Here is a 23868-nt window from a genome sequence, read left to right on the forward strand (position 1 = left end):
ATCCATCGTATGGTCCGTCCAGCGCAGATGCCGGCCAGCGGCCAGCACTACCCAGCAAGGAGGCTCTTCGGGGCCTCTTCGCGTTTTCCCTACGGCGGGGTATGCTGCAATGACCGGCCGTTGTCGATACGCTCAGGGCCGGACCTAATACATCACGATTCCTGGAGGGGGAATATGAGTCTGGATCGTCCCTGGCTGCAGAGCTATCCGAAAGGCGTTCCCGCCGAGATCGACGTCAACGAGTTCCATTCGGTAGCTTCGGTCTTCGACGCTTCCGTCGCGAAATTCCGCGACCGTCCCGCCTACTCCAGCTTCGGCAAGGTCCTCACCTACGGCGAGACCGACGCGCTGGTCGAACAGTTCGCGGCCTACCTGCTCGGTGAGCTCAAGCTCAAGAAGGGTGACCGCGTCGCCCTGATGATGCCCAACTGCCTGCAGTACCCGGTGGCCACCTTCGGCGTGCTGCGCGCCGGCCTGACCGTGGTCAACGTCAACCCGCTGTACACCGCCCGCGAGCTCAAGCACCAGCTGGTCGATGCCGGCGTGACCGCGCTGGTGGTGGTCGACAACTTCGGCGACACCGTCGAGCAGGTCATCGCCGATACGCCGGTCAAGCATGTGGTCACCACCGGCCTTGGCGACCTGCTCGGCGCCAAGGGCGTGATCGTCAACTTCGTGCTGAAGTACATCAAGAAGATGGTGCCCAACTACCATCTCAAGGGCGCGGTGCGCTTCCGCCAGGCGCTCAAGCTCGGCAGCCGCCACAGCCTGCCCAAGGTCGAGATCGACCACGACGACATCGCGTTCCTGCAGTACACCGGCGGCACCACCGGCGTGGCCAAGGGCGCGATGCTGACCAACCGCAACCTGATCGCCAACATGCAGCAGGCCTCGGCCTGGATCAGTGCGTCCGGCATCGAGATGGGCAAGGAGTGGATCATCACCGCCCTGCCGCTGTACCACATCTTCGCACTGACCGCGAACGGGCTGGTCTTCATGAAGTTCGGTGGCTGCAATCACCTGATCACCAACCCGCGCGACATGAAGGGCTTCGTCAAGGAGCTCAAGTCGGTGCGTTTCACCGCCATCACCGGCGTCAACACGCTGTTCAACGGCCTGCTCAACACCCCCGGTTTCGACACGGTCGACTTCTCCTCGCTGAAGGTCACCCTGGGCGGCGGCATGGCGGTGCAGCGCGCCGTCGCCGAGCGCTGGAAGAAGGTCACCGGCGTGACCCTGGTCGAGGCCTATGGCCTGACCGAGACCTCGCCGGCAGCCTGCATCAACCCGCTTACCCTGACCGAGTACAACGGCTCGATCGGCCTGCCGATCCCCTCCACCGATGCCTGCATCAAGGATGACAACAGTGCCATCCTGCCGCTGGGCGAGGTCGGCGAGCTCTGCATCAAGGGCCCGCAGGTGATGAAGGGCTACTGGCAGCGCCCGGAGGAAACGGCCAAGGCCATCGACGCGGACGGCTGGCTGCATACCGGCGACATGGCCAAGATGGACGAACACGGCTTCTTCTACATCGTCGACCGCAAGAAGGACATGATCCTGGTGTCCGGCTTCAACGTGTACCCGAACGAAGTCGAGGACGTGATCGCGATGATGCCGGGCGTGCTGGAAGTGGCCGCGGTCGGCGTCCCGGACGACAAGTCCGGCGAGGTGGTGAAGGTGGTCATCGTGAAGAAGGACCCGAACCTGACCGCCGAAATGGTCAAGGAGCATGCCCGGGCCAACCTGACCGGCTACAAGCACCCCAAAATCGTTGAATTCCGAAAGGAGCTGCCGAAGACCAACGTCGGCAAGATCCTCCGTCGCGAACTCCGCGATACGCCCGCCCAGTAAGGGTTTGCGGCAATCTGGACAGTGCAGGGCCCGGGGCGGAAACGTCCCGGGCCCTTTCGCATGCGACGCCGCTGAGGCGGTGTAGCATCGCCGCGTGTGTGGACCGTTCGGCCCGCCGGCCACCCACCTGACACTGCGGGCCGCATGCCGAGGACCCTTCCATGAGTACCATCGAAAAGCTGCCTTCAAGCGGCTCACCGTTCGCCACCATCCGTACCGAAGACAGCGCCGACGGCGCTGCCCACTGGCTGTTCATGCACGCCGATGCCGCCACCGGGATCCGTCCCTGCTGCCGCAAGGACATGCTCGACGAAATGTGGAGCTACATGGCGGCCATCACCCGCAGCCCTGCCGAACGCCACAACGGGACATTGCGGCATTTCGTGCTGGCCTCCGATGCCGTCGCCTACAACCTGGGCGGCGACCTGGACCTGTTCACCCGCCTGATCCGCGAAGGCAACCGCGACCTCCTGCTGAACTACGCCCAGCGCTGCGTGGAGGGCGTGCACCACCTGCATACCGGGTTCGGCGGCGACGTCCGTTCGATCGCGCTGATCCAGGGTGACGCCCTCGGCGGCGGCCTGGAAATGGCCCTGGCCTGCCACACCATCGTCGCCGAGGAAGGCAGCGGACTGGGCCTGCCGGAGGTGCTGTTCGGCCTGTTCCCGGGCATGGGTGCGTACTCCTTCCTGTGCCGGCGCGTGTCCCCCCATCTGGCCGAGAAGATCATCCTCGACGGCCGGGTCTACAGTGCCGAGGAGATGCATGCCATGGGCGTGGTCGACGTGCTGGTGAAGAAGGGCGAAGGCCGGGCGGCGGTCGAGGAACTGATCCGCCAGCAGCAGCGCACGCCGCAGTCCTATCTGGCGATGAATGCCGCACGCGCCATCGCCCAGCCGGTCAGCTACGACGAACTGCTGGAGATCACCAAGGTATGGGTCGATTCCGCCCTCGCACTCGGCGACCGCTCGCTGCGCACCATGGATCGCCTGATCAAGGCCCAGACCCGTCGCGCCAGTCTCGACGCGGCCTGATTCCTCCCCTCCCCCAGGATGGGTTCAAGCCCGGCTCGCCACCGGGCTTTTTTTGGGTTCACGCCACGCCTCAGCGCGCTTCACCATCATCGGCGGCGCCGCGCATGCGGCGTTCGGCCCGCGCGTCCAGCGCGCGCCGGCCTTCCTTGATCGCCTCCTGCAGGATGCCCAGGCGCTGACGCCATTCGGTCTTTAGCTGCCAGTCGGCCATCCGCATCAGCTCGCCGGCACGGTTGGACGCGCGCATCAGGCCGAGATTGCTGGCCACGCCCTTGATCGCGTGGGATTGTTCGCGGAACACATCCCACTGCGTGGCCTCGCCGGCCTGCTCGGCCTTGCCCATGCAGCTCGCCACGTCCTCCAGGCACTGGCGGATGAACTCACGTTCGAAGCCCTCGCCCATGCCCAGCGAAGCCAGTTCGTCCAGCACGCTGCTGTCGAGCACGCCATCCTGCAGCGGCGCCGCCGGTCGCACCACCGGTGCGGCCATGGTCTTCAGCTGGGCATTGCTGGCGATCTCGGCCAGCGTATCGAGCAGGCGCACCGCAACGACGGGCTTGGCCAGGAAGGCATGTGCGCCGGCCTGGGTACAGCGCTGGATCGCCTCGGGCGTTACATCCGCACTGAGTACCAGTACCGGCGTGCGCGGACCGCCGCCGGCCTGCATCACCCGCAGTTCCTTGAGCATGTCCAGCCCGCTCATGCCCGGCATGTGCAGATCGACGATGACCGCGTCGAACTCGCTGTCGGCCAGCGCATCCAGCACCGCCTCACCGCCGTCCACGCACAGCACGCGATGGCCGGCCTTCTGCAGCAGGCGCTGCAGGACCATGCGGTTGGCCTCGTGGTCGTCGGCCACCAGGATCTGCATGCTGCGCACGCGGGCGCGATGGCGCAGGAACGGATCGGCAAAAGCGATCACGTTGCCGCCCGGGCCCGCGTCTTCGTCGCCGCTCAGGCTCGGCACCGCGCCCGGCACCTGCGGCTGCGGCGGCGCGAACGGCAGCTCGACCCAGAAGTGGCTGCCGCGCGGCGGGTTTTCCAGATAGCCGATGTCACCGTCCATCGCCTCGACCAGGCCCTTGGCGATGGTCGTGCCCAGCCCCGTCCCCTCGTGGCGGCGCGCCATGCTGACATCGGCCTGCTCGAACGCGTCGAACAGCCGTGCACGCATGGCAGGTGGCACGCCGATGCCGGTGTCGAGGATGTCGAAGCGCAACCGCACCGCACCGCTGGCATCGGCCTGCACCACGCCGACACGTATCTCGACCCGGCCATGGTCGGTGAACTTGACCGCGTTGCCCGCCAGGTTCAGCAGGATCTGCCGCAGGTGCCCGACATCGCCGCGCACGCGTGGCGGCACACCATCGGCCACCTTCACCCGGTAATCCAGCCGTTTGGCCTTGGCCTGTGGCAACAGGATCAGACCGATCGCCTGGATCACGTCGGCCACGGCGAAGTCCTCGGCCACCACGCGCAGCTTGCCGGCCTCGATGGCCGAGATGTCCAGCACTTCCTCCACCAGTGCCAGCAGGCTGCGCGAGGACGCCTGGATGGTGTTGAGGCACTCGCGCTGCTCGTCATCCAGGCGCGTGGTGGCCAGCACTTCGGTCATGCCGTTGAGACCGTTCAACGGCGTGCGGAACTCATGGCTCATGTTGGCCAGGAACCGGCTCTTGGCCTCGCTGGCGCGGCGCGCCTCGGCCATCGCTTCGGTCAACTGCCGCAGCAATGTCGAGAAGTACAGCGGCACCGCTGCCAGGCCCAGCCAGAGGCCGATGGCCAGGCGGAAATTCTGTTGCCAGTAAGGCGTCAGCATCACGGTGCAGCCGAAGCTCACCATCGCCATGGCCACCGCCACGTACAGATAGTGGTTGCCAAAGCGCATGCCATTGCCGACCGTCACCCACATCACCACGATGTAGACCCAGGCCAGCGGCTCACCCATCTGCACCATGCCGGCAGCAATGAGGCCGTAGTCAGCCAACATGCCCAGCACGCGGCGGGGATCGGAACGCGCCGGCCGCCACAGCAGCCAGCCGAACAGCAACAGTGACAGGCTCAGGCCGGTCAGCACGATCGCCAGCACACCGACGTACTGGGTGTGCGGCAGATCGTGGCGCGGTGCCGGCAACAGTACGTAGGCCAGGATCAGGCTGATCAGCACGATGCGGACGATCTGCTGGCCGTGCTCGCTGTCCTGGCGCTGGGACAGGCGCAGCCGCAGCTGCGACAACAGGCGTTTCACGCGCCCAGCCCCGGGCGCGCGGACGCCATCGAATGCTCGGCGCAGATCTGGTCGAGCTGTTCGCGGCCGCGCAGCAGCGCGTCCACGCATCGGGGATCGAACAGGCGGCCACGCTGGGCGTAGAGATAAGCCAGGGTGGCTTCCATGGTCCATGCTTCCTTGTACGGACGGGGCGAAATCAGGGCGTCGAAGACATCGGCGACGGCCACGATGCGCGCTTCCAGCGGAATCGCGTCGCCGACCAGCCCATCGGGATAGCCACTGCCGTCGTAGCGCTCATGATGACGCAGTGCGATCAACGCGCCAACCTGGATGAAGCGATTCTGGCTGCCGCTCAGCAGTTCATGGCCAATCCGCGGGTGCCGGCGCATGATCGCCAGCTCTTCCTCGTTGAGCTTGCCCTGCTTGAGCAGCACCGCATCGGGAATGGCGATCTTGCCCATGTCATGCAGCGGTGCAGCCATTTCGATCAGGCGCACCTCCTCTTCGGGCAGCCCGAGCTGTTCGGCGATCAGTCCGGCCACGCGCGCCATGCGCTCCAGGTAGGCGCTGGTGCCGGCATCACGGAACTCGATCGCGCGTGCCAGCCGCGACAGCGTCTCGCGCTCGCGCTCTTCGACCTCATGCATGCTGGCCAGCAGGCGCTGCTCCAGCGACAGCGCCCGCTGCTTCACGTTCTCGGTCTGCTGGCGCAGCTGCAGCAGGTTGTAGCAGCGCGCCCGCAGCTCGCGCGGGCGGATCGGCTTGACCAGGAAGTCGATGACGCCTGCTTCCAGTGCCGCTTGCCGGATCGGCTCGTCACCGACCACGGTGATCAGGATCACCGGAATGTCACGGTGCTTGGGCAGGCGACGGAAACGACGGGCGAATTCCAGCCCATCCATCTCCGGCATGCGGTAATCGAGCAGCAGCAGGTCGACCGGATGGGCTTCGCACCAGGCCAATGCGGTCAGCGGGTCTCCGAAGTCATACACGCTCAGTTCCGGCGCGATGTCTTCGATGACGTGACGCAGCATCGTCCGGGCCGAAGTCTGGTCGTCAACGATGACGATGTTCAACGCGTACTCTGCCTGGTTTCTCGACCACGCTGGATCATCAGCAGGCGAGGATACTCTGCCGCTGCGAACGCTCGCACCCTGCATCGGCCTGACTCCCGTGTCATGCGTCCCGATTCATGATCGTCATCACAATGTGAAGCGGACTCCCCACACCGTGCCCTCCCCCTGGCGCCGATCAAGCCATAACAGGCGTCAAGGTAGTGCAATTACGATACGCCGAGTGCGGGACGCGTCAATCGCGCCGTCTCGTTTCGGGACGGCGCGCACAATCGGGAGTCAAAAAGGCGACTTACTGCTCCGGACGCATGTACGGGAACAGCAGTACATCGCGGATCGAGCTGCTGCCGGTCAGCAGCATCACCAGGCGATCCACGCCGATGCCGAGGCCGCCGGTCGGTGCCATGCCGTACTCCAGCGCACGGATGTAGTCGGCGTCGTAGTGCATGGCCTCGTCATCGCCACCTTCCTTCGCCGCCACCTGGGCCTGGAAGCGCTGGGCCTGGTCTTCCGGATCGTTCAGCTCGGAGAAGCCGTTGGCCAGCTCCTTGCCGTTGACGAACAGCTCGAAGCGGTCGGTGTAGCCCGGGTCATTGTCGTTGGCACGGGCCAGCGGCGAGACCTCCACCGGATGGTCAGTGATGAAGGTCGGCTGGATCAGGGTGTGCTCAACGGTGGCCTCGAAGATCTCCAGCAGCAGCTTGCCCCAGCCGTAGGACGGCTTGACGCGGATCTTCAGGCGCTCGCAATGGCGCAGCAGCGCATCGCGGTCGGTGCAATCGGCGACGGAGATTTCCGGGTTGTGGTGGCGGACTGCCTCGTCCATGCGCCAGCGGCGGAATGCCGGGCCCAGGTCGATCTTCGCGCCGTCCCATTCGACCTCGGTGCCACCGTTGACGGCCTTGGCCACGTCACGGATCACGCCTTCGGTCAGGTCCATGATCTCGTTGTACGTGGCATAGGCCTCGTACAGCTCCATCATGGTGAATTCCGGGTTGTGGCGGGTGCTGACGCCTTCATTGCGGAAGTTGCGGTTGATCTCGTACACGCGCTCAAGGCCACCCACGGTCAGGCGCTTGAGGTACAGCTCCGGCGCCACGCGCAGGTACAGGTCCAGGTCCAGCGCATTGTGGTGGGTGGTGAACGGCTTGGCCGCCGCGCCGCCGGGGATGTAGTGCATCATCGGCGTCTCGACTTCCAGGAAGTCGCGGTTGTCCAGCCACGCGCGCATGGCGCGGATGATCTTCGAGCGCTTGATGAACACCGCGCGCGACTCCGGGGTCACGATCAGGTCGACGTAACGCTGGCGGTAACGCTGCTCGACGTCGGCCAGGCCATGCCACTTGTCCGGCAGCGGGCGCAGCGACTTGGTCAGCAGGCGGATCGATTCGGCCTTGACCGACAGCTCGCCGGTCTTGGTACGGGTCAGGCCGCCTTCGACGGCGATGATGTCGCCCACGTCCCAGCCCTTGAAGGCGGTATAGGCATCGCCCAGCACCGCGCCCTGCAGGAACAGCTGGATGCGGCCGGACTCGTCCTGGATCTGCGCGAAGCTGGCCTTGCCCATGATGCGCTTGGCCATCAGGCGGCCCGCCATCTTCACCTGGCGGCCGTTGCCTTCCAGGGCCTCGGCGGTCCAGGTTTCGGCATCTGCGAATTCTTCCTGCAGGCGGCCGGCGAAGTCCTCGCGACGGAAGTCGTTCGGGTACGCGATGCCCTGCCCACGCAGCGCTTTGAGTTTCTCACGGCGCTCGGCGATCAACTTGTTTTCGTCGACGGGGGGGGTATCGGTAGCTTCGCTCATGGATCTGCGGGAATCGTGTAGTGAGGGGGGATGCAGCGCCCGGCACAGCCGGTTGCCCAGCATACCAAAACCGCCCAGCCCCAGCCGGGAGAGGGGTCAGATCCCTCTGCTGCGCAAAGGGATCTGACCCCGACCGGGACCCCGCCTGGACCCTGGATGTCTACCTGTTGCCGGGGAACGCCTGGCGCAACTCATCCACCAGCACCCGCTGGTTCTCCGAATAGTCCACCGGCACCGACACCAGGTGCACCCCGCCCTCGTTGAAGGCCGCTTCCAGGGTCGGGATGAACTGCTCGATGGCCGTCACCTCGTGGCCCTTGCAGCCATAGGCCTCGGCGTACTTCACGAAATCGGGGTTGCTGAAGGTCATGCCGTAGTCGGTGAATCCGTCCACGGCCTGCTTCCAGCGGATCATGCCGTAGGCACCGTCGTTGAGGATCAGCACCACCAGGTTCAGGCCCAGCCGGCGGGCCGTCTCCAGCTCCTGGCTGTTCATCATGAAGCCGCCGTCGCCGCACACCGCCAGCACCCGCCGCTGCGGATACAGGATCGAGGCCATGATCGCCGACGGCAGGCCCGCGCCCATCGTCGCCAGCGCGTTGTCCAGCAGCAGCGTGTTGGCCACCTGGGTGCGGTAGTTGCGCGCGAACCAGATCTTGTACATGCCGTTGTCCAGCGCCACGATGCCATCCGGCGGCATCACCTGGCGCACGTCGTGCACCAGCCGCTGCGGGGTGAACCCGACCTCTTCGGCCCGGTCGGCCAGGTGTTCGAGGATGGTCGCGCGCAGCGGCAGCAGCGCAGCGGCATCCGGCACCGCGCCCTCGATGCGGTCGGCCAGCTGGGTCAGCGAACGACCGATATCGCCGATCACCTCCACCTGCGGGAAATACACCTGTTCCACCGCCGCCTGCGAGTACCCGATATGGATCACCGTCGGCCCACCCGGGCGCATCACGAATGGCGGCTTCTCGGTGACCTCGTGGCCGATGGTCACGATCACATCGGCCTGGTCGATCGCCATGTGCACGTAATCGCGCTCGGTCAGCGCCGCGGTGCCCATGTACAGGCCTGAACCACCGGCCACCGCGCCCTTGCCCATCTGCGTGGTGAAGAACGGGATGCCGGCGCGCAGCACGAACGCGGACAGCGCGTCGCTGGACTGCGGCCGCGAGGCCGCCGAAGCGATCATCAGCAGCGGCCGCTTTGCATTGCGGATGAGCTCTGCTGCCCGATCCAGCGCCTCCGGGCTGGCAATGGGACGGTCCACCGCGTGCGGCGGAATCAGCGCCACGCCCTCGACCTCATCGGCAGCAATGTCTTCGGGCAGCTCCAGCAACACCGGGCCCGGGCGCTCTTCCTGGGCGACACGGAACGCCTCGCGGACGATGGTCGGAATGGTGCGTGCCGAGACGATCTGCCGCGCCTGTTTGGTCAGCGGCTTCATCGTGCCGACGATGTCGACGATCTGGAAGCGCGCCTGCTTGCTGGCGACGATGCCCTTCTGGCCGGTGATCATGATCACCGGCCACGCACCCAGCAGCGCATAGGCGGCGCCGGTGGTGAAGTTGAGCGCGCCCGGGCCGAGCGTGGCCAGGCATACGCCCGGCTTGCCGGTCAGGCGGCCGTAAGTGGCCGCCATGAACACCGCCGCCTGTTCGTGGCGGGTGATGACCAGTTCGATGCTGGAATGGCGGAGCGACTCGACCACGTCGAGGTTTTCTTCGCCGGGAATGCCGAAAATGCGCTCGACGCCTTCGTTCTCAAGTGCGGCGACGAGCAGATCTGAACCCTTGGACATCGGATGCCGTCCTTTGTGCTGGACTGATGGTGGATCGTTGCAGGAAGGATGAGAGCCGCGCGTCAATGCTTGTCGAACCACACTGTCTGCGCGTTGACGAATTCACGGATGCCGAAGTGCGAGAGCTCGCGGCCGAAGCCGCTCTTCTTCACACCGCCGATCGGCACGCGAGGGTCGGAAGCGGAGAAGCCGTTGACGAACACACCGCCGGTCTGCAGCCGGCGCGCCAGCTGCATGGCCCGCGCGCGGTCACCGGTCCACAGGTTGCCGCTGAGGCCGAACTCGCTCTGGTTGGCCAGTTCCACCGCGTGGTCGGCATCGCGGGCGCGGCTGATCGAGGCCACCGGCCCGAACGTTTCCGTGTCAAAGGCCTGCATGCCCGGCTCCACGTCCGCCAGTACGGTGGGCGCGTAGAACGCGCCCGGGCGATCGAGCTGATGGCCGCCGACGAGCAGCTTCGCGCCTGCGTCCACCGAGGCGCGCACCTGCGCGTCCAACTGTTCCAGCAGGTCCTGGCGTGCCATCGGACCAACGCGATTGCCCGCTTCACGGCCATCACCGATGGTCAGCGCCTGCACTTTCTGGCAGAACTGCGCCACGAAGCGGCCGTACACCGCGTCTTCAACGATGATGCGCTTGCCGGCAATGCAGACCTGCCCGGTGTTCTGGAAGCGCGAGGTCACCGCCGCATCGACGGCCGCATCCAGGTCAGCGTCAGCCAGCACGATGAACGGATCCGAGCCGCCCAGTTCCAGCACCACCTTCTTCAGCGCCTGCCCGGCCTGGGCAGCGATGCTGCGGCCTGCGGCCACGCTGCCGGTCAGGGTGACGGCGGCGATGCGGTCATCGGCGATCGCACGGCTGGTACCCTCGCGGCTGATGTTGGCGGCGATGAAGGTGCCTTCCGGCAGCCCGGCATCACGCCAGGCGGCATCGAGCAGCTGCGCGGTGCCGACGATGTTCTCGGCCGGCTTCAGCAGGAAGCCGTTGCCGCCCATCAGGATCGGTACCGCCGCGCGCATCACCTGCCAGTACGGGAAATTCCACGGCATGATGCCCAGCACCACGCCCAGCGGCAGGTAGGACACGTAAGCCTTGTCGTCGGGCACCTGGGTCGGCTCGTCGCGCAGGAACTGCGCACCGTGGTCGGCGTACCAGTCGCACAGCACGGCACACTTCTCGATCTCGGCCAGTGCTTCGGCCTGCACCTTGCCCATCTCGGCGGTAGCCAGCGCGGCCAGCTTTTCACGGTCACGGCGTAGCACCGCGGCCATCGCACGCAGTACGTCTGAGCGCTGTTCGAGGCTCTTGACGCTCCAGGCCGCAAAGCCGACCTGGCCGCGATCCAGGATTGTTTCCAGCTCGGCGTCGGTAGCGAAGGGATGGCTGGCGATCTGCTGGCCGGTGGCCGGGTCGCGGGAAATGGCGGTGGTGGGGGCAGCGGACATGCAGGTCTCCTGGTGTCTCGACGACGGGCGGCGGCCCGTCTCCGGCACAGGAATGTGGACCCGATTGGCGGAGGCAACAAGGCGTCTGCTTATCCTGTGACCTGCACTTACCTGTCTGAATGGGGGCTCTTGCAGGGCTGCGCCCTGCACCCGCAGAGGCAACGGCAACAGCCGAAGCAGCAGCAACAGCGGGCTATCCGTGGGATGGCGAGGTGGGTCCGGTTGCGGGAGACGCCGTAAACCCGTCCTTGGGGGCTTGGCCGCGGCATCCATGCCGCGGACACTCCCGCAACCGGACCCACCCCGCCTTCGACGGTTTTCCGCGATCTGTCGGAAATGCTCTTGGGGTCAGATCCGTTTTCCATAGGAAAACGGATCTGACCCCGGAATTTCTTTCGATATCTGACAGATGTGTCGACCAAGGTCGACACCTACCAACAGCCGCGTGAACCTTTCAAAGGTGGGGCGGTGTCGGAGTGCGGGGTGTCAGCCGCATGGATGCGGCTGCCAAGCCCCCAGGGACGGGTTTACGGCGTCCCCGCACTCCGACACCGCCCCGCCAACCCACGGAATCCAGCTCTAGCTCTGGCTCTGGCTTTGGCCGTTGCATTGAGCAGGTGCAGGGCTGCAAGCCCTGCCGACCAACCTACCTACGCGGCAGGTAAGTGACCAGGGAAAGATCGTGCCGGCTCTCCGGCACCAGCGCCACGTACTGCAGGTCCAGCAACCCGCGCGTGGGATGGTTCAGCTTCTTCGCCCCTTCATCGAACCGACGCACGTCGTGCTCCGGCCACCACTGGCGGAACTCCTCGCTATGCGCCGCGATGTCCTCCACCAGCGCCAGGAACGGCGCCTTGTCCGGCGCCTGCGCCATCGCCGCACGGAAGCCTGCCAGCAGGCCGCGGGTCATTTCTTCCCAGTTGAGGATCAGCGTGCGGTACGGCGGGTACAGGAACATCAGCCGCAGCGTGTTGCGCTCATGCGGCGCCAGTTGGCTGTAGTCCACGAACAGATCGGCGATGGCCGGGTTCCAGGCCAGGATGTCGAAGCGGGTGTTGCGCACATAGGCCGGGATCGGCTGCATCGCCTCCACCAGCTGGCGCAAGCCGTCGGTCACGCTCTCGTCCGGTGATTCCAGCGGCACGCCGTAGCCGGACAGCGCGAACGCGTAGGCGCGTTCGTCGTCGCTCATGCGCAGCACCTGCGCCAGGCGCTCCAGCACCTCGGGCGAGGCGCGCACTTCACGGCCCTGCTCGATCCAGGTGTACCAGCTGACGCTCACCCCGATCGCCAGCGCGACTTCCTCGCGCTTCAGGCCCGGGGTACGCCGGCGCCCGGCCGGCAGGCCGAGCGTGGCAGGATCGACACGGGCGCGGCAGGCCTTGAGAAAGCCGCCGAGTTCCTTGCGTTCACTTTCGCTGCGCATCATCGCTACCGCCGTACCCGTTGTAGCGTCGAGCCATGCTCGACGCATCTGCTACTGCGCCAACAGCAGCCGAGCATGGGCTCGGCCCCACATCGGAAGCGTGATCAGCCACCCTCGGCGTTGCGCACGAGGGTGACGATATCCGCGCAGGCGCGCCGATCAGGCATCGACGCGCTTGGAGCCCACGGCCAGGCCGGCCTTCAGGCTGGCCTCGACGAACTCGTCCAGGTCGCCGTCCAGCACCTTCTGCGTGTCCGACCGTTCGATGCCGGTGCGCAGGTCCTTGATGCGGCTCTGGTCGAGCACGTAGTTGCGGATCTGGCTGCCCCAGCCGATGTCGGACTTGGTGGCTTCCACCGCGTCCTTCTCGGCGTTGCGCTTCTGGATCTCCAGTTCATACAGCTTGGCGGCCAGCATCTTCATCGCGTTGTCGCGGTTCTGGTGCTGGCTGCGGCCGGTCTGGCAGGCCACGACGATGTTGGTCGGGATGTGGGTGATACGCACCGCCGACTCGGTCTTGTTCACGTGCTGGCCACCGGCACCGGACGAACGGTACACGTCGGTACGCAGGTCGGCCGGGTTGATGGTGATGTCGATGTTGTCGTCGATTTCCGGCGACACGAACACCGAGGTGAAGCTGGTGTGGCGGCGGTTGTCCGAGTCGAACGGCGACTTGCGCACCAGGCGGTGCACACCGGTCTCGGTCTTCAGCCAGCCATAGGCATAGTCGCCTTCCACGCGCAGCGTGGCCGACTTGATGCCAGCAACGTCGCCGCCGGAGACTTCCATCAGCTCGGTCTTCCAGCCACGCGATTCACACCAGCGCAGGTACATGCGCAGCAGGATCTCGGCCCAGTCCTGGGCTTCGGTACCACCGGCACCGGCCTGGATGTCCACGAACGCGGCCGCATTGTCCATCTCGCCGGAGAACATGCGCTGGAACTCCAGCTTCTCCACGTGCGCCTGGTGCTTGTCCAGGTCGGCGACCACGGCCAGGGCGGTGTCCTCGTCCTGCTCGGACTCGGCCAGCTCCAGCAGCTCGGTGGCGTCGTTCAGGCCATCCAGCACCGAGGCGATGCCGCCCACGGTCTTTTCCAGGCTGGAACGCTCGCGGCCCAGGTTCTGGGCGTATTCGGCGTTGTTCCAGACGTCGGGGCTTTCCAGCTCCCGCGTTACTTCTTCAAGACGCTCTTTCTTGGCGTCGTAGTCAAAGATACCCCCGAAGCGACAGCACGCGATCGGTCAGATCGGTGATGCGCTGGCGGACAGGATTCAGTTCGATCATGTCGGCGGTCGTGCATTCAAAAGATGACTGGTAATGATACCGCAGGCTGCGGGTGCCCGGAATGAGGGCCTCACCCTGCCCCCAGCGCCTGCCGCAGCAGCGGCAGCTGGCGCCGGCTGCACGGCACTTTCGCCCCGTCGGCCATGTGCAGCAGGGCCTCGCCACCGTCCAGCGGCTCGATCGAGCGCAGCTGGCCCCGATGGATCAGCCAGCTGCGGTGCGGGCGCAGGAACTCGCCCGGGTCGAGCCGCTGCTCCAGCACCGCCATGGTGATCCGCAGCGGATAGTCGTGGCCGCGTACCCGCAGGTTCACATAGTTCCCCGCGGCCTGGGCATACTCCACGTCCGCCGTGGCGACCAGGAACTCCTTGCCCAGCTTGCGCACCAGGAAGTGCTGGGGGCGCTCGACCGGCTCCACCGGCGGGCCGACGTCCGGCTCGGCCAGCAGGCTCGCCTCGCCCTGCCTGCGCCGGCCGAACCAGCTGGCAAAGTGCTCCAGTGCCACGAACATCGCAAACGTGCGTACATCCTTCAGGTATTCGTAGGCAAAACGCTCCAGCCAGCCGGCATCATCCTGGTAGCGATGGCCCAGCGACCCGTAGGCCAGGTGCCGCAGCAGCACCATCCCCACCACGTGCAGCAGCGACCAGCCGACGCTGGCCAGCAGATACAGCGGCAATCGCCGCTTCCAGGTATCGGCATGCAGCGGCCAGCGCTCGCAGCCCCACCACAGCAGCGGCAGGGTCAACAGGACCAGGCCGAGGCTGCTGAACTCCCAGATCATCGGCTCCCACAGCCCGAGATCGGCGCCGCGGCGACTGGCGTCCATCACTTCCACCAGCGCATTGGTCACTGCCGAGGCCGACAGGATCGCCGCCCATACCAGCAGCCGGGTTGAAGTACGCCAGCGCGATGGTCGGCCCTGAGTCATTGCTGCATCCATGTCGTTGCGGTGCTCCAGCCTGCCTCAAGGGACAAAGGGTAGCGGCTCCATTGATCCCACCACCCCCGCCATTGGTCACTGCGTCGGTTCCAGCGGCCCCTTGCCAGTCGCCGCACGGACCGGGCGGCGTCACCTTGGCTCGACTCTCCGGCACACCACCACCATGACCCGACGCTACGACATCGACGCCCTGCGCGTGTTCGCCTTCGCCCTGCTGATCCTCTACCACACCGCCATGGCCTACGTGGACGACTGGGGCTTTCACCTCAAGAGCGTGCATACCGCCGAATGGCTGCAGTGGCCGATGCTGTTCGTCAACCGCTGGCGGATGTCGCTGCTGTTCCTGATCTCGGGTATCGCCATCGCGCTGATGCGGCCGGAAGGCAGGTTGCTGCGCTTCGCCGGCCTGCGCACCTGGCGGCTGCTGCTGCCGCTGCTGTTCGGCATGTTCGTGATCGTGCCGATCCAGCCCTATTGCGAAGGCGTGGCCAACGGCCACGTGGCACCCGGCTTCGGCCACTTCCTGCTGCGCTACTGGCAGGTGCGGCCGTGGCCGGAAGGCAGCTTCGCCGGCTGGCAGTACGGCATCACCTGGAACCACCTGTGGTACCTGGCCTATCTGTGGAACTACACGCTGGCCTTGGCCCTGTTGATGCCATTGCTGGGAACGGCGGTGGTTCGCCGCGCGATGGCGCTCTGCGCAGCATCGCCGATGCTGCTGATCGGCCTTCCGTCCGCCCTGCTGCTGGCCTGGGTGATCTGGCTGGAGCCGATCTACCCGTCCACCAATGCCCTGCTCGGCGACTGGTACCAGCACGCGAAGTACGCGACGGTGTTCCTGGCCGGCTACCTGCTGGGTCGTGAACCGGTGTTCTGGGAGCGCGTGGTCGCCCTGCGCCGCACCACGCTATGGCTGGCGCTGGCTGCCGTCGGCTGGTATCTGGGGTTGCGCATCCTCGGCCAGGTATTGCCCGCCGATTCCCCGCTGCGGCAATGGCCCGAACCGTTCTGGGACCTGCAGGGCCGGGCCAGCCAGTCGCTTTACGTATGGACCGCGCTGCTGGCCATCCTCGGCTGGGGAAAGGTCTTCCTCGATCGCCCGTTCCGCTGGCTGCCGTACTGCACCGAGGCGATCTATCCCTGGTACATGCTGCACCAGAGCCTGATCATCGTGCTGCTGTTCTGGCTCAAGCCACTTCAGTTGGGCCCGTGGATGGAACCGGCCCTGCTGCTGGCCGGTACTGTCGGCGGCTGCCTGCTGATCCATGAGTTGCTGATCCGTCGCGTGCGTTGGCTGCGGCCCCTGTTCGGCCTGCGTGCGAATCCGCCGGCGGCGCCAATGGCGCGCACCGCAGTAGTGTAGAGCCGAGCCCACGCTCGGCTGCTTCTGCCATGAGCCGAGCGCAGGCTCGGCTCTACATTGAGGCAGTCGAGCCAGCTCGACTCTACACGGGTGCCCGAGCGATCAACGCACCTCGAACTCGCCCACCAGCACGGTTTCGGCGCGATCCTTCAGCCGCATCGTCACCATCTGGTCCTTCTGCTTGGCCGTGCCCCAATGGGTGGTCAGGCGCAGCATCAGCGTCGTCGCACCGGTCACCAGCTGCTGGCGACTGCCGAAATAGTTCGCCTCGACCTTGTACTTGCCCGGCTTGGCGTTGCGCAGCGAGAACTGCTCGGGGCCATAGCCGCCGGTGAAGTCCTGCGACATCCGCCCGCCCTGGTAGGTCTGGCGGTTGCCGTAGTAGGCACGCTCGCCGTTCGGGTCGGTCACCCACAGGTCCATGTCGCTGTTGTCGGCATCCCAGGACAGCACCACGCGCAGGTCCAGCGGCATTGCCTGCAGCAGGCGCGGGTCGATGGCCGAGGTATCCAGCCGTGGCGTGCTGCGCGCCACCAGGTTGGTCAGCTCATCCAATGCGATCAGGGCGATGCCATCGAAGCGGCTGTCCCACGGCCGCACCACCACCTGGTACAGCGGCGCCAGCGCCTGCTGCGGCTTGCCGGCCGCTGCCAGCGCCAGGCCCAGGTCGCGGAAGCTCTGCGGTTCTTCCTGGCCCATCGCCAGCACCTGCTCGAACACCGGCACCGCCAGTGCCGGGGCATCAGCCTGCATCAGCCGGTAGCCGAGCACGCGCAGCAGATGCCGGTTGTCCAGATCCATCTCGGCCAGGTTCGACAGTACCCGCAGTGCCAGTTCGCGCTGGCCCTGCTCCAGCAGCAGGTCGGCCACATCGAGGAAGAACGCGCTGCTGTCGGCGTGGGCATCGCGCTCGGCCAGATAGCGGTCGTAGAGTTGCGACGGCGGGCCCTCGCGCAGGCGCCGGGCGATGGCCGAGTCCGGCTGCCAGGCCGCCAGCTGGATGCCGAGTTGGCCGTCGTTGGCAGCAGCGGGCGCAGCGACACGGCCACCAGTGACCGTGATTGAATCCAGGGCATTGTTCGATGCAGGCGCTGAGCGACGCGCACGCGCGCTGCTGGCTTCCATGCGCTGCTCGGCGGCGGCGGCCATCGGTGCCGGGGCGGGTGGTGCCGCCGGCGCCGGCGCGGCGAGCATCGCCACCGGTGCTGATTCCATCGCGTAGTCCGCGGAGGCCACTTCGAGTGCCCCGCCCTTCGGCTGCGGCGGCACACCCTTCGGCCAGCTGCGGTTCCACCACTGCTGGCGCTCCTTCCAGCGAGCGGCCACTTCATCCAGGCGCTGGCGATCGGCTGCGGCGCGATCACTTACCTGCACTGCAAACCTGGCGTCGTACTCGGCGCGCAACGTGCCCGAAGGGCGGATCGCATAGCGCAGGTAGTCCTCCAGCGTCTCCAGCACGATCAGCGAGGTATCCGGCCCGACCAGGCCGAACTGTTGTGACAGGCGCTGCATCGCCTCACGGTTGCCACGGCGGTCGGCGGCCAGCTGCTGCAGGCGCGCCTGCGCCCACAAGCCTGCCAGCAGTTCACCGTCTTTGCTCTTCTGCGTGGCGGGCAGCGCCTGCCATTCGCCGCCACCCACGCGCACCCGCATCGGCACGCCGTCGGCCGCCAGTCGTGCATGCAGCCACAACCAGCCCTGGGCTTCACTGCGACGATCGATCACCACGTCCTGCACGCCGCGCCCTGCATCGACCTGCACATCCAGCGGCGACGACAGCAGCTCACGGGCGGCCAATTCGACATCCTTCCCCAGCGCTACGAAGCGACCGCCATGCGCTTCGCTCCATCCACGCAGTCGCACGGCATCGGTGCGCGCGCCGGCGCTGCTGACCGCAAACAGGCGTTGGTCCGGCGCCATCGCCGGCAGCTGTTCCGGCCCATAGGTCAGCAGGCCATCGCTGAACAGCAGGTATTCCTTCACGCTCGATTGCGGCTGCCACTGCGCCAGCGCGCTGGCACCGTCCGGGCGTACGGCCTGCAGTGCCGCACGCAGCTCACTCCAGTTACCGGCGCGGATGCGGAAGCGCCTTACCGGCTCGGCGCGATCCCGCAGCACGGTCAAGGCCACGGTGCCGTCACCCAGCGCAGCGAAGTAGCGATCCAGCAGGGCGAACTCCCGTGAGCGATCGCGCTGTCCCGCCGATCCGGAGCCGTCCCACAGCAGGCCGATCTCGCTGGGCAGCGTGCGCGGCTTACTGCTGGCCGCCACCGGCAGTTGTGCCAGCAGGTAGTGCCCATCCTGCCAGGGCGCCACCTGGACCTGCGCCTGACGTGCTGCCGGCAGGTTCGACTGCAGCTGCTGCGGCAACTGCGCGCCCTTGCCCTGCCACAGCAGTTGGCCCGCGCTGATGCGGAAGGGTGCCGTACCTGCAGTGGTCGCGCCGGGTGTCTGCAGTTTCAGTTCAACCGAGGCCGCGCCGGCGGCGAACTGCAGCGGCAGCGTCCACTGCCAGCCTTGTCCGGCGAAGGCCAACGGCTCGCGAATCACCAGCTCCACGCGCCGGCTACCGCCGGCCGGCAGCGGGTAGATGCGCAACCGGAACTGGTTGCCGGCGGTCTGTTCCAGCAGGCCCGGGTCGACCCCGCGACGGGCGATCTCCTCGAACACCTGGCGGCCGCGATCCTTGGGCACCGGCACCGCGTCACGCATCTCGCCGTTGATATCCAGCGCGAAGCCGCTGACCTGCTGACCGTCGGCCAGCGGGAACTGCAGCTCGCCCTCCAGCACGCGCCGGTTCGGGTTGTGGAATTCCAGTGTGATCCGGGTCTGGGCGATGCCGGCCTGGACTTCGCCTTCGATGCGGGCGTGTCGCAGCTGCACCGCCTGCTCGGCGGCCGGGGCAATCAGCAAAGGCATGCTGGCCTGCGGCCGGGAGATCGGCGGCGACTGCGCGCCAGCGGGCCAGGCCGCGAGGGCCAGCAACAACACAGTGCAGCAACGGACGAAGACCATGAGCGGACTCCAGTGGGATCGTGAACCTTTGAACGCACCAGCAACCGTAATGGGGTTGGCGCCCCCAAAAAGGGGACGGAGGGGATTAAGTCGCAAGTGGCAAACAAGGCACAAGCGACTTAATCCCCTCCGTCCCCTTTTTCTATGCGGGCAGGCAGTGCTCCACGATCAGCTGGATGGCGCTGCCGCCGCGATAGTCGTCGCAGGCGAGGCGATAGGCGAGATGCACATGGCGACCGGGCGCGTTGCCGTGCCAGCCGCCGAAGTGGATCGCGTTGATGGTGCCGGGCACGCCCGGCAGGCGCAGCTCCAGCTTCAGGTGACGCTCCTTCAGCACGCGCCAGTTGGCCACTTCGAAGTGGCCGTCGAACAGCGGCTCGGGGAAGCCCTGGCCCCATGGGCCTGCCAGACGCAGCGCATCGGCATGGCGATGATCGAGTTCGTTGGCGGCCAGCTCACCGTCGCTGAGGACCTGCTGCTGCAGTGCCGCCGGATCGAGCATTTCCAGCACCACGGCGACGAAGGCGGCCTTGAAGTCATCGACGTGGTCACGCCGCAGGCTGAGCCCGGCCGCCATGGCGTGGCCGCCGAAGCGTTCGATCAGGCCCGGATGGCGCGCATCGACCAGCGCCAGGGCGTCACGGATGTGCAGGCCGGGAATGGAGCGCGCCGAGCCTCGCAGGGTGTCGGCGCCAGGTTCGGCCGGCGCGAAGGCGATCACCGGTCGATGCAGGCGGTCCTTCATCTTCGACGCGACCAGGCCGACCACGCCCGGATGCCAGTCGGCATCGAACAGGCAGGCCGCCACCGGTCGCTGACCGGCCATGTCCAGCACTACCCGGGTCAACGCCTGCTCGGCGTCATCGGTCATCGACTGCTGCACGGCGCGCCGTTCCGAATTGATCTGCTCCAGCGTCTGCGCGATCTCGCGCGCCTGGCGCGGGTCTTCGGTCAGCAGCAGCGCGATGCCCAGCGCCATGTCTTCCAGCCGGCCCGCGGCATTCAGGCGCGGGCCGAGCGCGAAGCCGATGTCGGTGGCTGTGAGCCGCGCGGCATCACGGCCGCTGGCTTCGATCAGCGCACGCAGGCCGACACAGCCCTGCCCCGCGCGCAGACGCCGCAGGCCCGCGCTGACCAGTGCCCGGTTGTTCGGATCCAGCGCCACCAGGTCGGCGACGGTGCCGACCGCCACCAGGTCCAGCAGCGTGGTCAGGTCCGGCCCCTTGCCATCGGCGAAGACGCCGGCCTCGCGCATGTGCCGGCGCAGCGCCATCAGCACGTAGAAGATCACGCCGACGCCGGCCAGCGACTTGCTGGGGAAGGCATCACCGTCGAGATTGGGATCGACGATGACATCGGCCGGCGGCAGCTGCGGCCCGGGTAGGTGATGGTCGGTGACCAGCACCTGCCAGCCCCGCGCCTTGGCCGCGATCACGCCCGCATGGCAGGCGATGCCGTGGTCGACCGTGACCAGCAGGTCCGGCTGCAGCTCGGCCAGCTCCTCCACCAGTGAGGGTGACAGGCCGTAGCCGTGCACCATTCGGTTCGGCACCGCGTGGAAGACATGCTGCGCGCCGAGCATGCGCAGGCCACGCACGCCGACCGCACAGGCGGTGGCGCCATCGCAATCGAAATCGCCGACCACCAGGATGCGCTTGTCATTGGCGATGGCCTCGATCAGCAGACCCACCGCATCATCGATGCCGGTCAGCAGCTCGGGGGCGTGCAGATGGCCCAGTCTCGGCTGCGCCAACTCCGGTGTACCGGCGCCCCGGTTGGCATAGAGACGCGCCAGCAGCGGCAGCGTGCCCTCCGGCCAGCTGCCGGGCGCGACCGCATCGCGGCGGCGGATCGTCGGCGTATCAGGGAATGGCTGCACAGCATCGGCGGCAAGGGACATCGGCATCGCCGGGTTGCGGAAGACATCCCCATGATAGCGCGGGGTCGGATCTCTCTGCCCGCAGGAGGCTCCCCCCCCCTGATCGCGAGCATTTGGAATCTGCCAGCATATCTTCCATGCTTGTCGGCCCTGAAATGGACTTCAACGCATGCATCGCACGCTGCTTCCCGCGCTGCTGGGCCTCGCCCTGGCCCCGGCCGCCCACGCCGCCACGCCCGAACCGAAGGCCGGCGTGCAGTTCCAGCACAACGACTGGTCGCTGGCCTGTGACAACACCCGCACCTGCCGCGCCGCCGGCTACAGCCCGGAAGAACCCGGCAATCTGCTCAGCCTGATGCTGGAACGCGCGGGCGGCCCGGGTACGAAGGTGCTCGCGCGGCTGCGCAATGGCGAGGATGGCGAAAGCCCGACGCCGACCGGGGCGCTGCGCCTGCGCCTGAACGGCAAGGACCTGGGCCCGGTGCACGACACCGGCGACGGGGACAACGTGTTGTTGCAGCAGGCACAGACCGATGCACTGGTCGCCGCACTGCCGCGCCAGGCACGCATCGAGATCATCGACGGCAAGGGCAAGGCGTGGCCGATCTCCGACAGCGGCGCAGCGGCCGTACTGCTGAAGATGGACGAGGCCCAGGGCCGGCTGGGCACGCCCGGTGCGCTGGTGCGGCGTGGCGACAAGCCCGAAGCGAGCGTGCCTGCGGCGTTGCCGGTGCCAGTGATCGTGCGCGGCACGCTGATGGCACCGCGCGCCTCGGACGCGGCGCTGGCCAAGGCACCGGGCCTGCGCAAGGCGCTGATCGCCAGCCTGCCGAAGCCGGATGAGTGCGGCCGCCTGAGCGATGGCGGGGCAGATGAGATCGAGATCCAGCGACTGGACGCCCAGCATGTACTGGCAAGCACCAGTTGCTTCGTGGGTGCCTACAACATGAGCAACGCCTACTGGGTGGTGCGAGACAGATCGCCTTACCAAGCGACCTTTGTCACCAACCTGGCCGAAGATTTTGACCGCGATGACGCTACGCTGCGAGGCCGCTCCCGAGGCCGCGGTGTCGGCGATTGCATCTCCGCCAATGACTGGGTGTGGGACGGGGAGCGCTTCGTGAAGAGCAGCGATTTCACGACGGGCCAGTGTCGCAATATGCTCGGCGGGCACTGGACACTGCCGACGGTGGTCAGCGAGGTCCGTTGAGGCGCCGCTACCTGCGGTAGTGCCGGCCGCTGGTCGGCAACCCCGACAAACCCTGGGGGTCAGAGCCGTTTTCCGATGGAAAACGGATCCGACCCCGATCGGTCGACCCCGATCAATCGTGAAGCTGCCGCGGCTTCTTCCAGAACTGCCAGCGCTGGCCGCGGTCCAGCTGGAACTGCAGGCCGTCCTCGAAATCCAGCACCAGCCGCTGCAGCTCGCCACGCTTCAGCGCGGCCAGCAGCGGCCGGATTGCATCATTGCCGAGCTGCTGCAGCGAACGCAGCTGGCGCAGGTCGACCAGTGCATCCACCGCCTGTTCGCCATCGACGGCTACGCCAGCCGCCAGGGCCAGGCCCTGCAGCAGGGCATCGCGGCTGCGCACCTGTGCGTGCGGCGTGCTGACCGACACCGGCATCACGCCACCGCCCCAGAACCACAGCGAATTGATCGGCTGTTGTCCCTGAGCGGCGCGCTGCTGGTTCCAGGAATGGTTGTGCAGCAGTACCTGCGCTTCGGTCATCAGCGCCCGCCAGCGACGGCCGCCCTCGCCCTCCGGCAGATGCGAGAACAGGTCATCGCCCAGCACCTCGTCCGGACTATTGAAGTCCGGCAGCACCAGGTCGATTGGAAGCCGCAGGTACCAGCGCGACGGGTCCGGTGCGTCAAGCACGAACCCGGCATCGGCAAACAAGGGCTGCAGCACCGGCAGCAGGGCCAGGCTGTCGGCCAGCGTCGGCCGCAGCGTTTCGCCGTAGGCCATCATCCGCGCGCCATGCATGTCCGGCACCATGCAGGCCGGATCGGCACGCAGCCAGCTGGCGCCGGCGGCATCGCCGACGTCGCGCTGGCGGGTCAACGCGGCCACCGGCCAGTGCGGCGCGGCAACCGCAAAATGGCGCGTCAGCTGCGCGCGTTCGCCCGGCGCGACCTGCACGGTCGTGGCACGGCCGAGCGCACGTGCCACATCGTCCGGCAACGCAGCCGCGGCAAAGCGGCTGCGGGCCGGCAACAGCAGGGTCGCCGTTGCCACCGTGTCAGTCCACGTAGCTGACGCTGACGATCTCGTACTCGCGCTGGCCGGCCGGGGCGTCGATCACGATCGAATCGCCTTCCAGCTTGCCGATCATCGCGCGCGCCACCGGCGAGGAAATCGCGATCAGGCCCAGCTTGATGTCCGCTTCCAGGTCACCGACGATCTGGTACTTCTTCTCTTCGTCGGTTTCCACGTCGGCCAGCGTCACGCTGGCGCCGAACACCACCTTGGAGCCGGCGTTGAGCTTGCTCACGTCGATGATCTCGGCGTGCGACAGCTCGCCTTCCAGCTGCTTGATGCGGCCTTCGATGAAGCCCTGTTCCTCGCGCGCGGCGTGGTACTCGGCGTTCTCCTTCAGGTCGCCATGCTCACGCGCTTCGGCGATGGCGGCGATCACCTTCGGGCGCTTGACCGACTTCAGGTGATCCAGTTCGTCGCGCAGCTTCTGCGCGCCCTTCATGGTGATGGGGGCT

The 23868-nt window shown here is 66.9% G+C and carries 16 protein-coding genes; 4 read left to right on the plus strand and 12 right to left on the minus strand.

Annotation, left to right across the window (positions count from 1 at the left end; genetic code table 11):
- The first annotated feature begins 174 nt into the window (after nt 1–174).
- On the plus strand, nt 175–1851 hold the full coding sequence (locus tag ACUVWL_RS07420; RefSeq protein ID WP_014647008.1) for a long-chain fatty acid--CoA ligase: 1677 nt from the start codon (nt 175–177) through the stop codon (nt 1849–1851).
- A 161-nt stretch (nt 1852–2012) separates the two neighbouring features.
- On the plus strand, nt 2013–2885 hold the full coding sequence (locus tag ACUVWL_RS07425) for a crotonase/enoyl-CoA hydratase family protein (RefSeq protein ID WP_014647007.1): 873 nt from the start codon (nt 2013–2015) through the stop codon (nt 2883–2885).
- A gap of 70 nt (nt 2886–2955) precedes the next feature.
- On the opposite strand, the gene ACUVWL_RS07430 is transcribed toward ACUVWL_RS07425, so the two are convergent.
- The 8 genes from ACUVWL_RS07430 to ACUVWL_RS07465 all read right to left on the minus strand — a co-directional run bounded on the left by ACUVWL_RS07430 (nt 2956) and on the right by ACUVWL_RS07465 (nt 14883).
- Entirely contained in the window at nt 2956–5133 is a 2178-nt protein-coding gene (locus tag ACUVWL_RS07430; RefSeq protein WP_046430396.1) for a response regulator, read from the minus strand.
- Nucleotides 5130–6275: a response regulator gene (locus ACUVWL_RS07435; RefSeq protein ID WP_032959453.1), complete on the minus strand. Its 1146-nt coding sequence runs from the start codon at nt 6273–6275 to the stop codon at nt 5130–5132. Before ACUVWL_RS07435 ends, ACUVWL_RS07430 begins: the two co-directional genes overlap by 4 nt.
- Nucleotides 6276–6480: 205 nt before the next feature.
- A complete protein-coding gene (gene lysS, locus ACUVWL_RS07440; protein ID WP_049440102.1) occupies nt 6481–7992 on the minus strand; it encodes a lysine--tRNA ligase in 1512 nt (503 codons plus the stop codon).
- Between the two features lie 160 nt (nt 7993–8152).
- The gene (locus ACUVWL_RS07445; protein ID WP_329768615.1) at nt 8153–9793 is read right to left on the minus strand and encodes an acetolactate synthase large subunit; all 1641 of its coding nucleotides are present in this window, start codon (nt 9791–9793) and stop codon (nt 8153–8155) included.
- Between the two features lie 62 nt (nt 9794–9855).
- Nucleotides 9856–11241 carry an NAD-dependent succinate-semialdehyde dehydrogenase gene (locus ACUVWL_RS07450; protein WP_445978990.1) on the minus strand — a complete coding sequence of 462 codons (1386 nt, stop codon included), beginning with the start codon at nt 11239–11241 and terminating at the stop codon, nt 9856–9858.
- Nucleotides 11242–11887: 646 nt separating this feature from the next.
- A complete protein-coding gene (locus ACUVWL_RS07455) occupies nt 11888–12670 on the minus strand; it encodes a helix-turn-helix transcriptional regulator (protein WP_021204557.1) in 783 nt (260 codons plus the stop codon).
- Nucleotides 12671–12826: 156 nt separating this feature from the next.
- Nucleotides 12827–13952 (minus strand): peptide chain release factor 2 gene (prfB, locus tag ACUVWL_RS07460; protein WP_014037064.1). Its coding sequence is split into 2 segments (ribosomal slippage): nt 12827–13876 and nt 13878–13952, totalling 1125 coding nucleotides; the frame shifts between segments, so codons are not numbered across the junction.
- A gap of 70 nt (nt 13953–14022) precedes the next feature.
- Complete coding sequence (locus ACUVWL_RS07465; RefSeq protein WP_032959458.1) at nt 14023–14883, minus strand: LytTR family DNA-binding domain-containing protein; 861 nt, start codon at nt 14881–14883, stop codon at nt 14023–14025.
- Nucleotides 14884–15058: 175 nt separating this feature from the next.
- On the opposite strand from ACUVWL_RS07465, the gene ACUVWL_RS07470 reads away from it, so the two are divergent.
- Nucleotides 15059–16258: an acyltransferase family protein gene (locus ACUVWL_RS07470; protein WP_046429954.1), complete on the plus strand. Its 1200-nt coding sequence runs from the start codon at nt 15059–15061 to the stop codon at nt 16256–16258.
- A 102-nt stretch (nt 16259–16360) separates the two neighbouring features.
- Here ACUVWL_RS07470 and ACUVWL_RS07475 read toward each other — a convergent pair whose 3' ends face one another.
- Both ACUVWL_RS07475 and recJ read right to left on the minus strand, forming a co-directional pair.
- Nucleotides 16361–19273, minus strand: coding sequence for a VIT domain-containing protein (locus tag ACUVWL_RS07475; RefSeq protein ID WP_445978991.1), 2913 nt, complete (start codon nt 19271–19273; stop codon nt 16361–16363).
- A gap of 142 nt (nt 19274–19415) precedes the next feature.
- Nucleotides 19416–21173 carry a single-stranded-DNA-specific exonuclease RecJ gene (gene recJ, locus ACUVWL_RS07480; RefSeq protein ID WP_445978992.1) on the minus strand — a complete coding sequence of 586 codons (1758 nt, stop codon included), beginning with the start codon at nt 21171–21173 and terminating at the stop codon, nt 19416–19418.
- Nucleotides 21174–21321: 148 nt separating this feature from the next.
- On the opposite strand from recJ, the gene ACUVWL_RS07485 reads away from it, so the two are divergent.
- Nucleotides 21322–22362, plus strand: coding sequence for a DUF1176 domain-containing protein (locus tag ACUVWL_RS07485; RefSeq protein ID WP_049440092.1), 1041 nt, complete (start codon nt 21322–21324; stop codon nt 22360–22362).
- Nucleotides 22363–22474: 112 nt separating this feature from the next.
- Here the strand turns inward: ACUVWL_RS07485 and ACUVWL_RS07490 are convergent, their stop codons facing one another.
- A complete protein-coding gene (locus tag ACUVWL_RS07490) occupies nt 22475–23392 on the minus strand; it encodes a Regulatory protein, RpfE type (protein ID WP_014646995.1) in 918 nt (305 codons plus the stop codon).
- A gap of 4 nt (nt 23393–23396) precedes the next feature.
- Nucleotides 23397–23861 carry a transcription elongation factor GreA gene (greA, locus tag ACUVWL_RS07495; protein ID WP_026347191.1) on the minus strand — a complete coding sequence of 155 codons (465 nt, stop codon included), beginning with the start codon at nt 23859–23861 and terminating at the stop codon, nt 23397–23399.
- Nucleotides 23862–23868 lie beyond the last annotated feature (7 nt).

The organism is Stenotrophomonas muris, assembly GCF_052751275.1.

Coding starts and splice junctions, on each gene's coding strand:
- ACUVWL_RS07420 (WP_014647008.1), top strand. CDS start 175: ATGAGTCTGGATCGTCCCTGGCTGCAGAGCTATCCGAAAGGCGTTCCC.
- ACUVWL_RS07425 (WP_014647007.1), top strand. CDS start 2,013: ATGAGTACCATCGAAAAGCTGCCTTCAAGCGGCTCACCGTTCGCCACC.
- ACUVWL_RS07435 (WP_032959453.1), bottom strand. CDS start 6,275: ATGCAGGGTGCGAGCGTTCGCAGCGGCAGAGTATCCTCGCCTGCTGAT.
- lysS (WP_049440102.1), bottom strand. CDS start 7,992: ATGAGCGAAGCTACCGATACCCCCCCCGTCGACGAAAACAAGTTGATC.
- ACUVWL_RS07445 (WP_329768615.1), bottom strand. CDS start 9,793: ATGTCCAAGGGTTCAGATCTGCTCGTCGCCGCACTTGAGAACGAAGGC.
- ACUVWL_RS07450 (WP_445978990.1), bottom strand. CDS start 11,241: ATGTCCGCTGCCCCCACCACCGCCATTTCCCGCGACCCGGCCACCGGC.
- ACUVWL_RS07455 (WP_021204557.1), bottom strand. CDS start 12,670: ATGATGCGCAGCGAAAGTGAACGCAAGGAACTCGGCGGCTTTCTCAAG.
- ACUVWL_RS07465 (WP_032959458.1), bottom strand. CDS start 14,883: ATGACTCAGGGCCGACCATCGCGCTGGCGTACTTCAACCCGGCTGCTG.
- ACUVWL_RS07470 (WP_046429954.1), top strand. CDS start 15,059: ATGACCCGACGCTACGACATCGACGCCCTGCGCGTGTTCGCCTTCGCC.
- ACUVWL_RS07475 (WP_445978991.1), bottom strand. CDS start 19,273: ATGGTCTTCGTCCGTTGCTGCACTGTGTTGTTGCTGGCCCTCGCGGCC.
- recJ (WP_445978992.1), bottom strand. CDS start 21,173: ATGTCCCTTGCCGCCGATGCTGTGCAGCCATTCCCTGATACGCCGACG.
- ACUVWL_RS07485 (WP_049440092.1), top strand. CDS start 21,322: ATGCATCGCACGCTGCTTCCCGCGCTGCTGGGCCTCGCCCTGGCCCCG.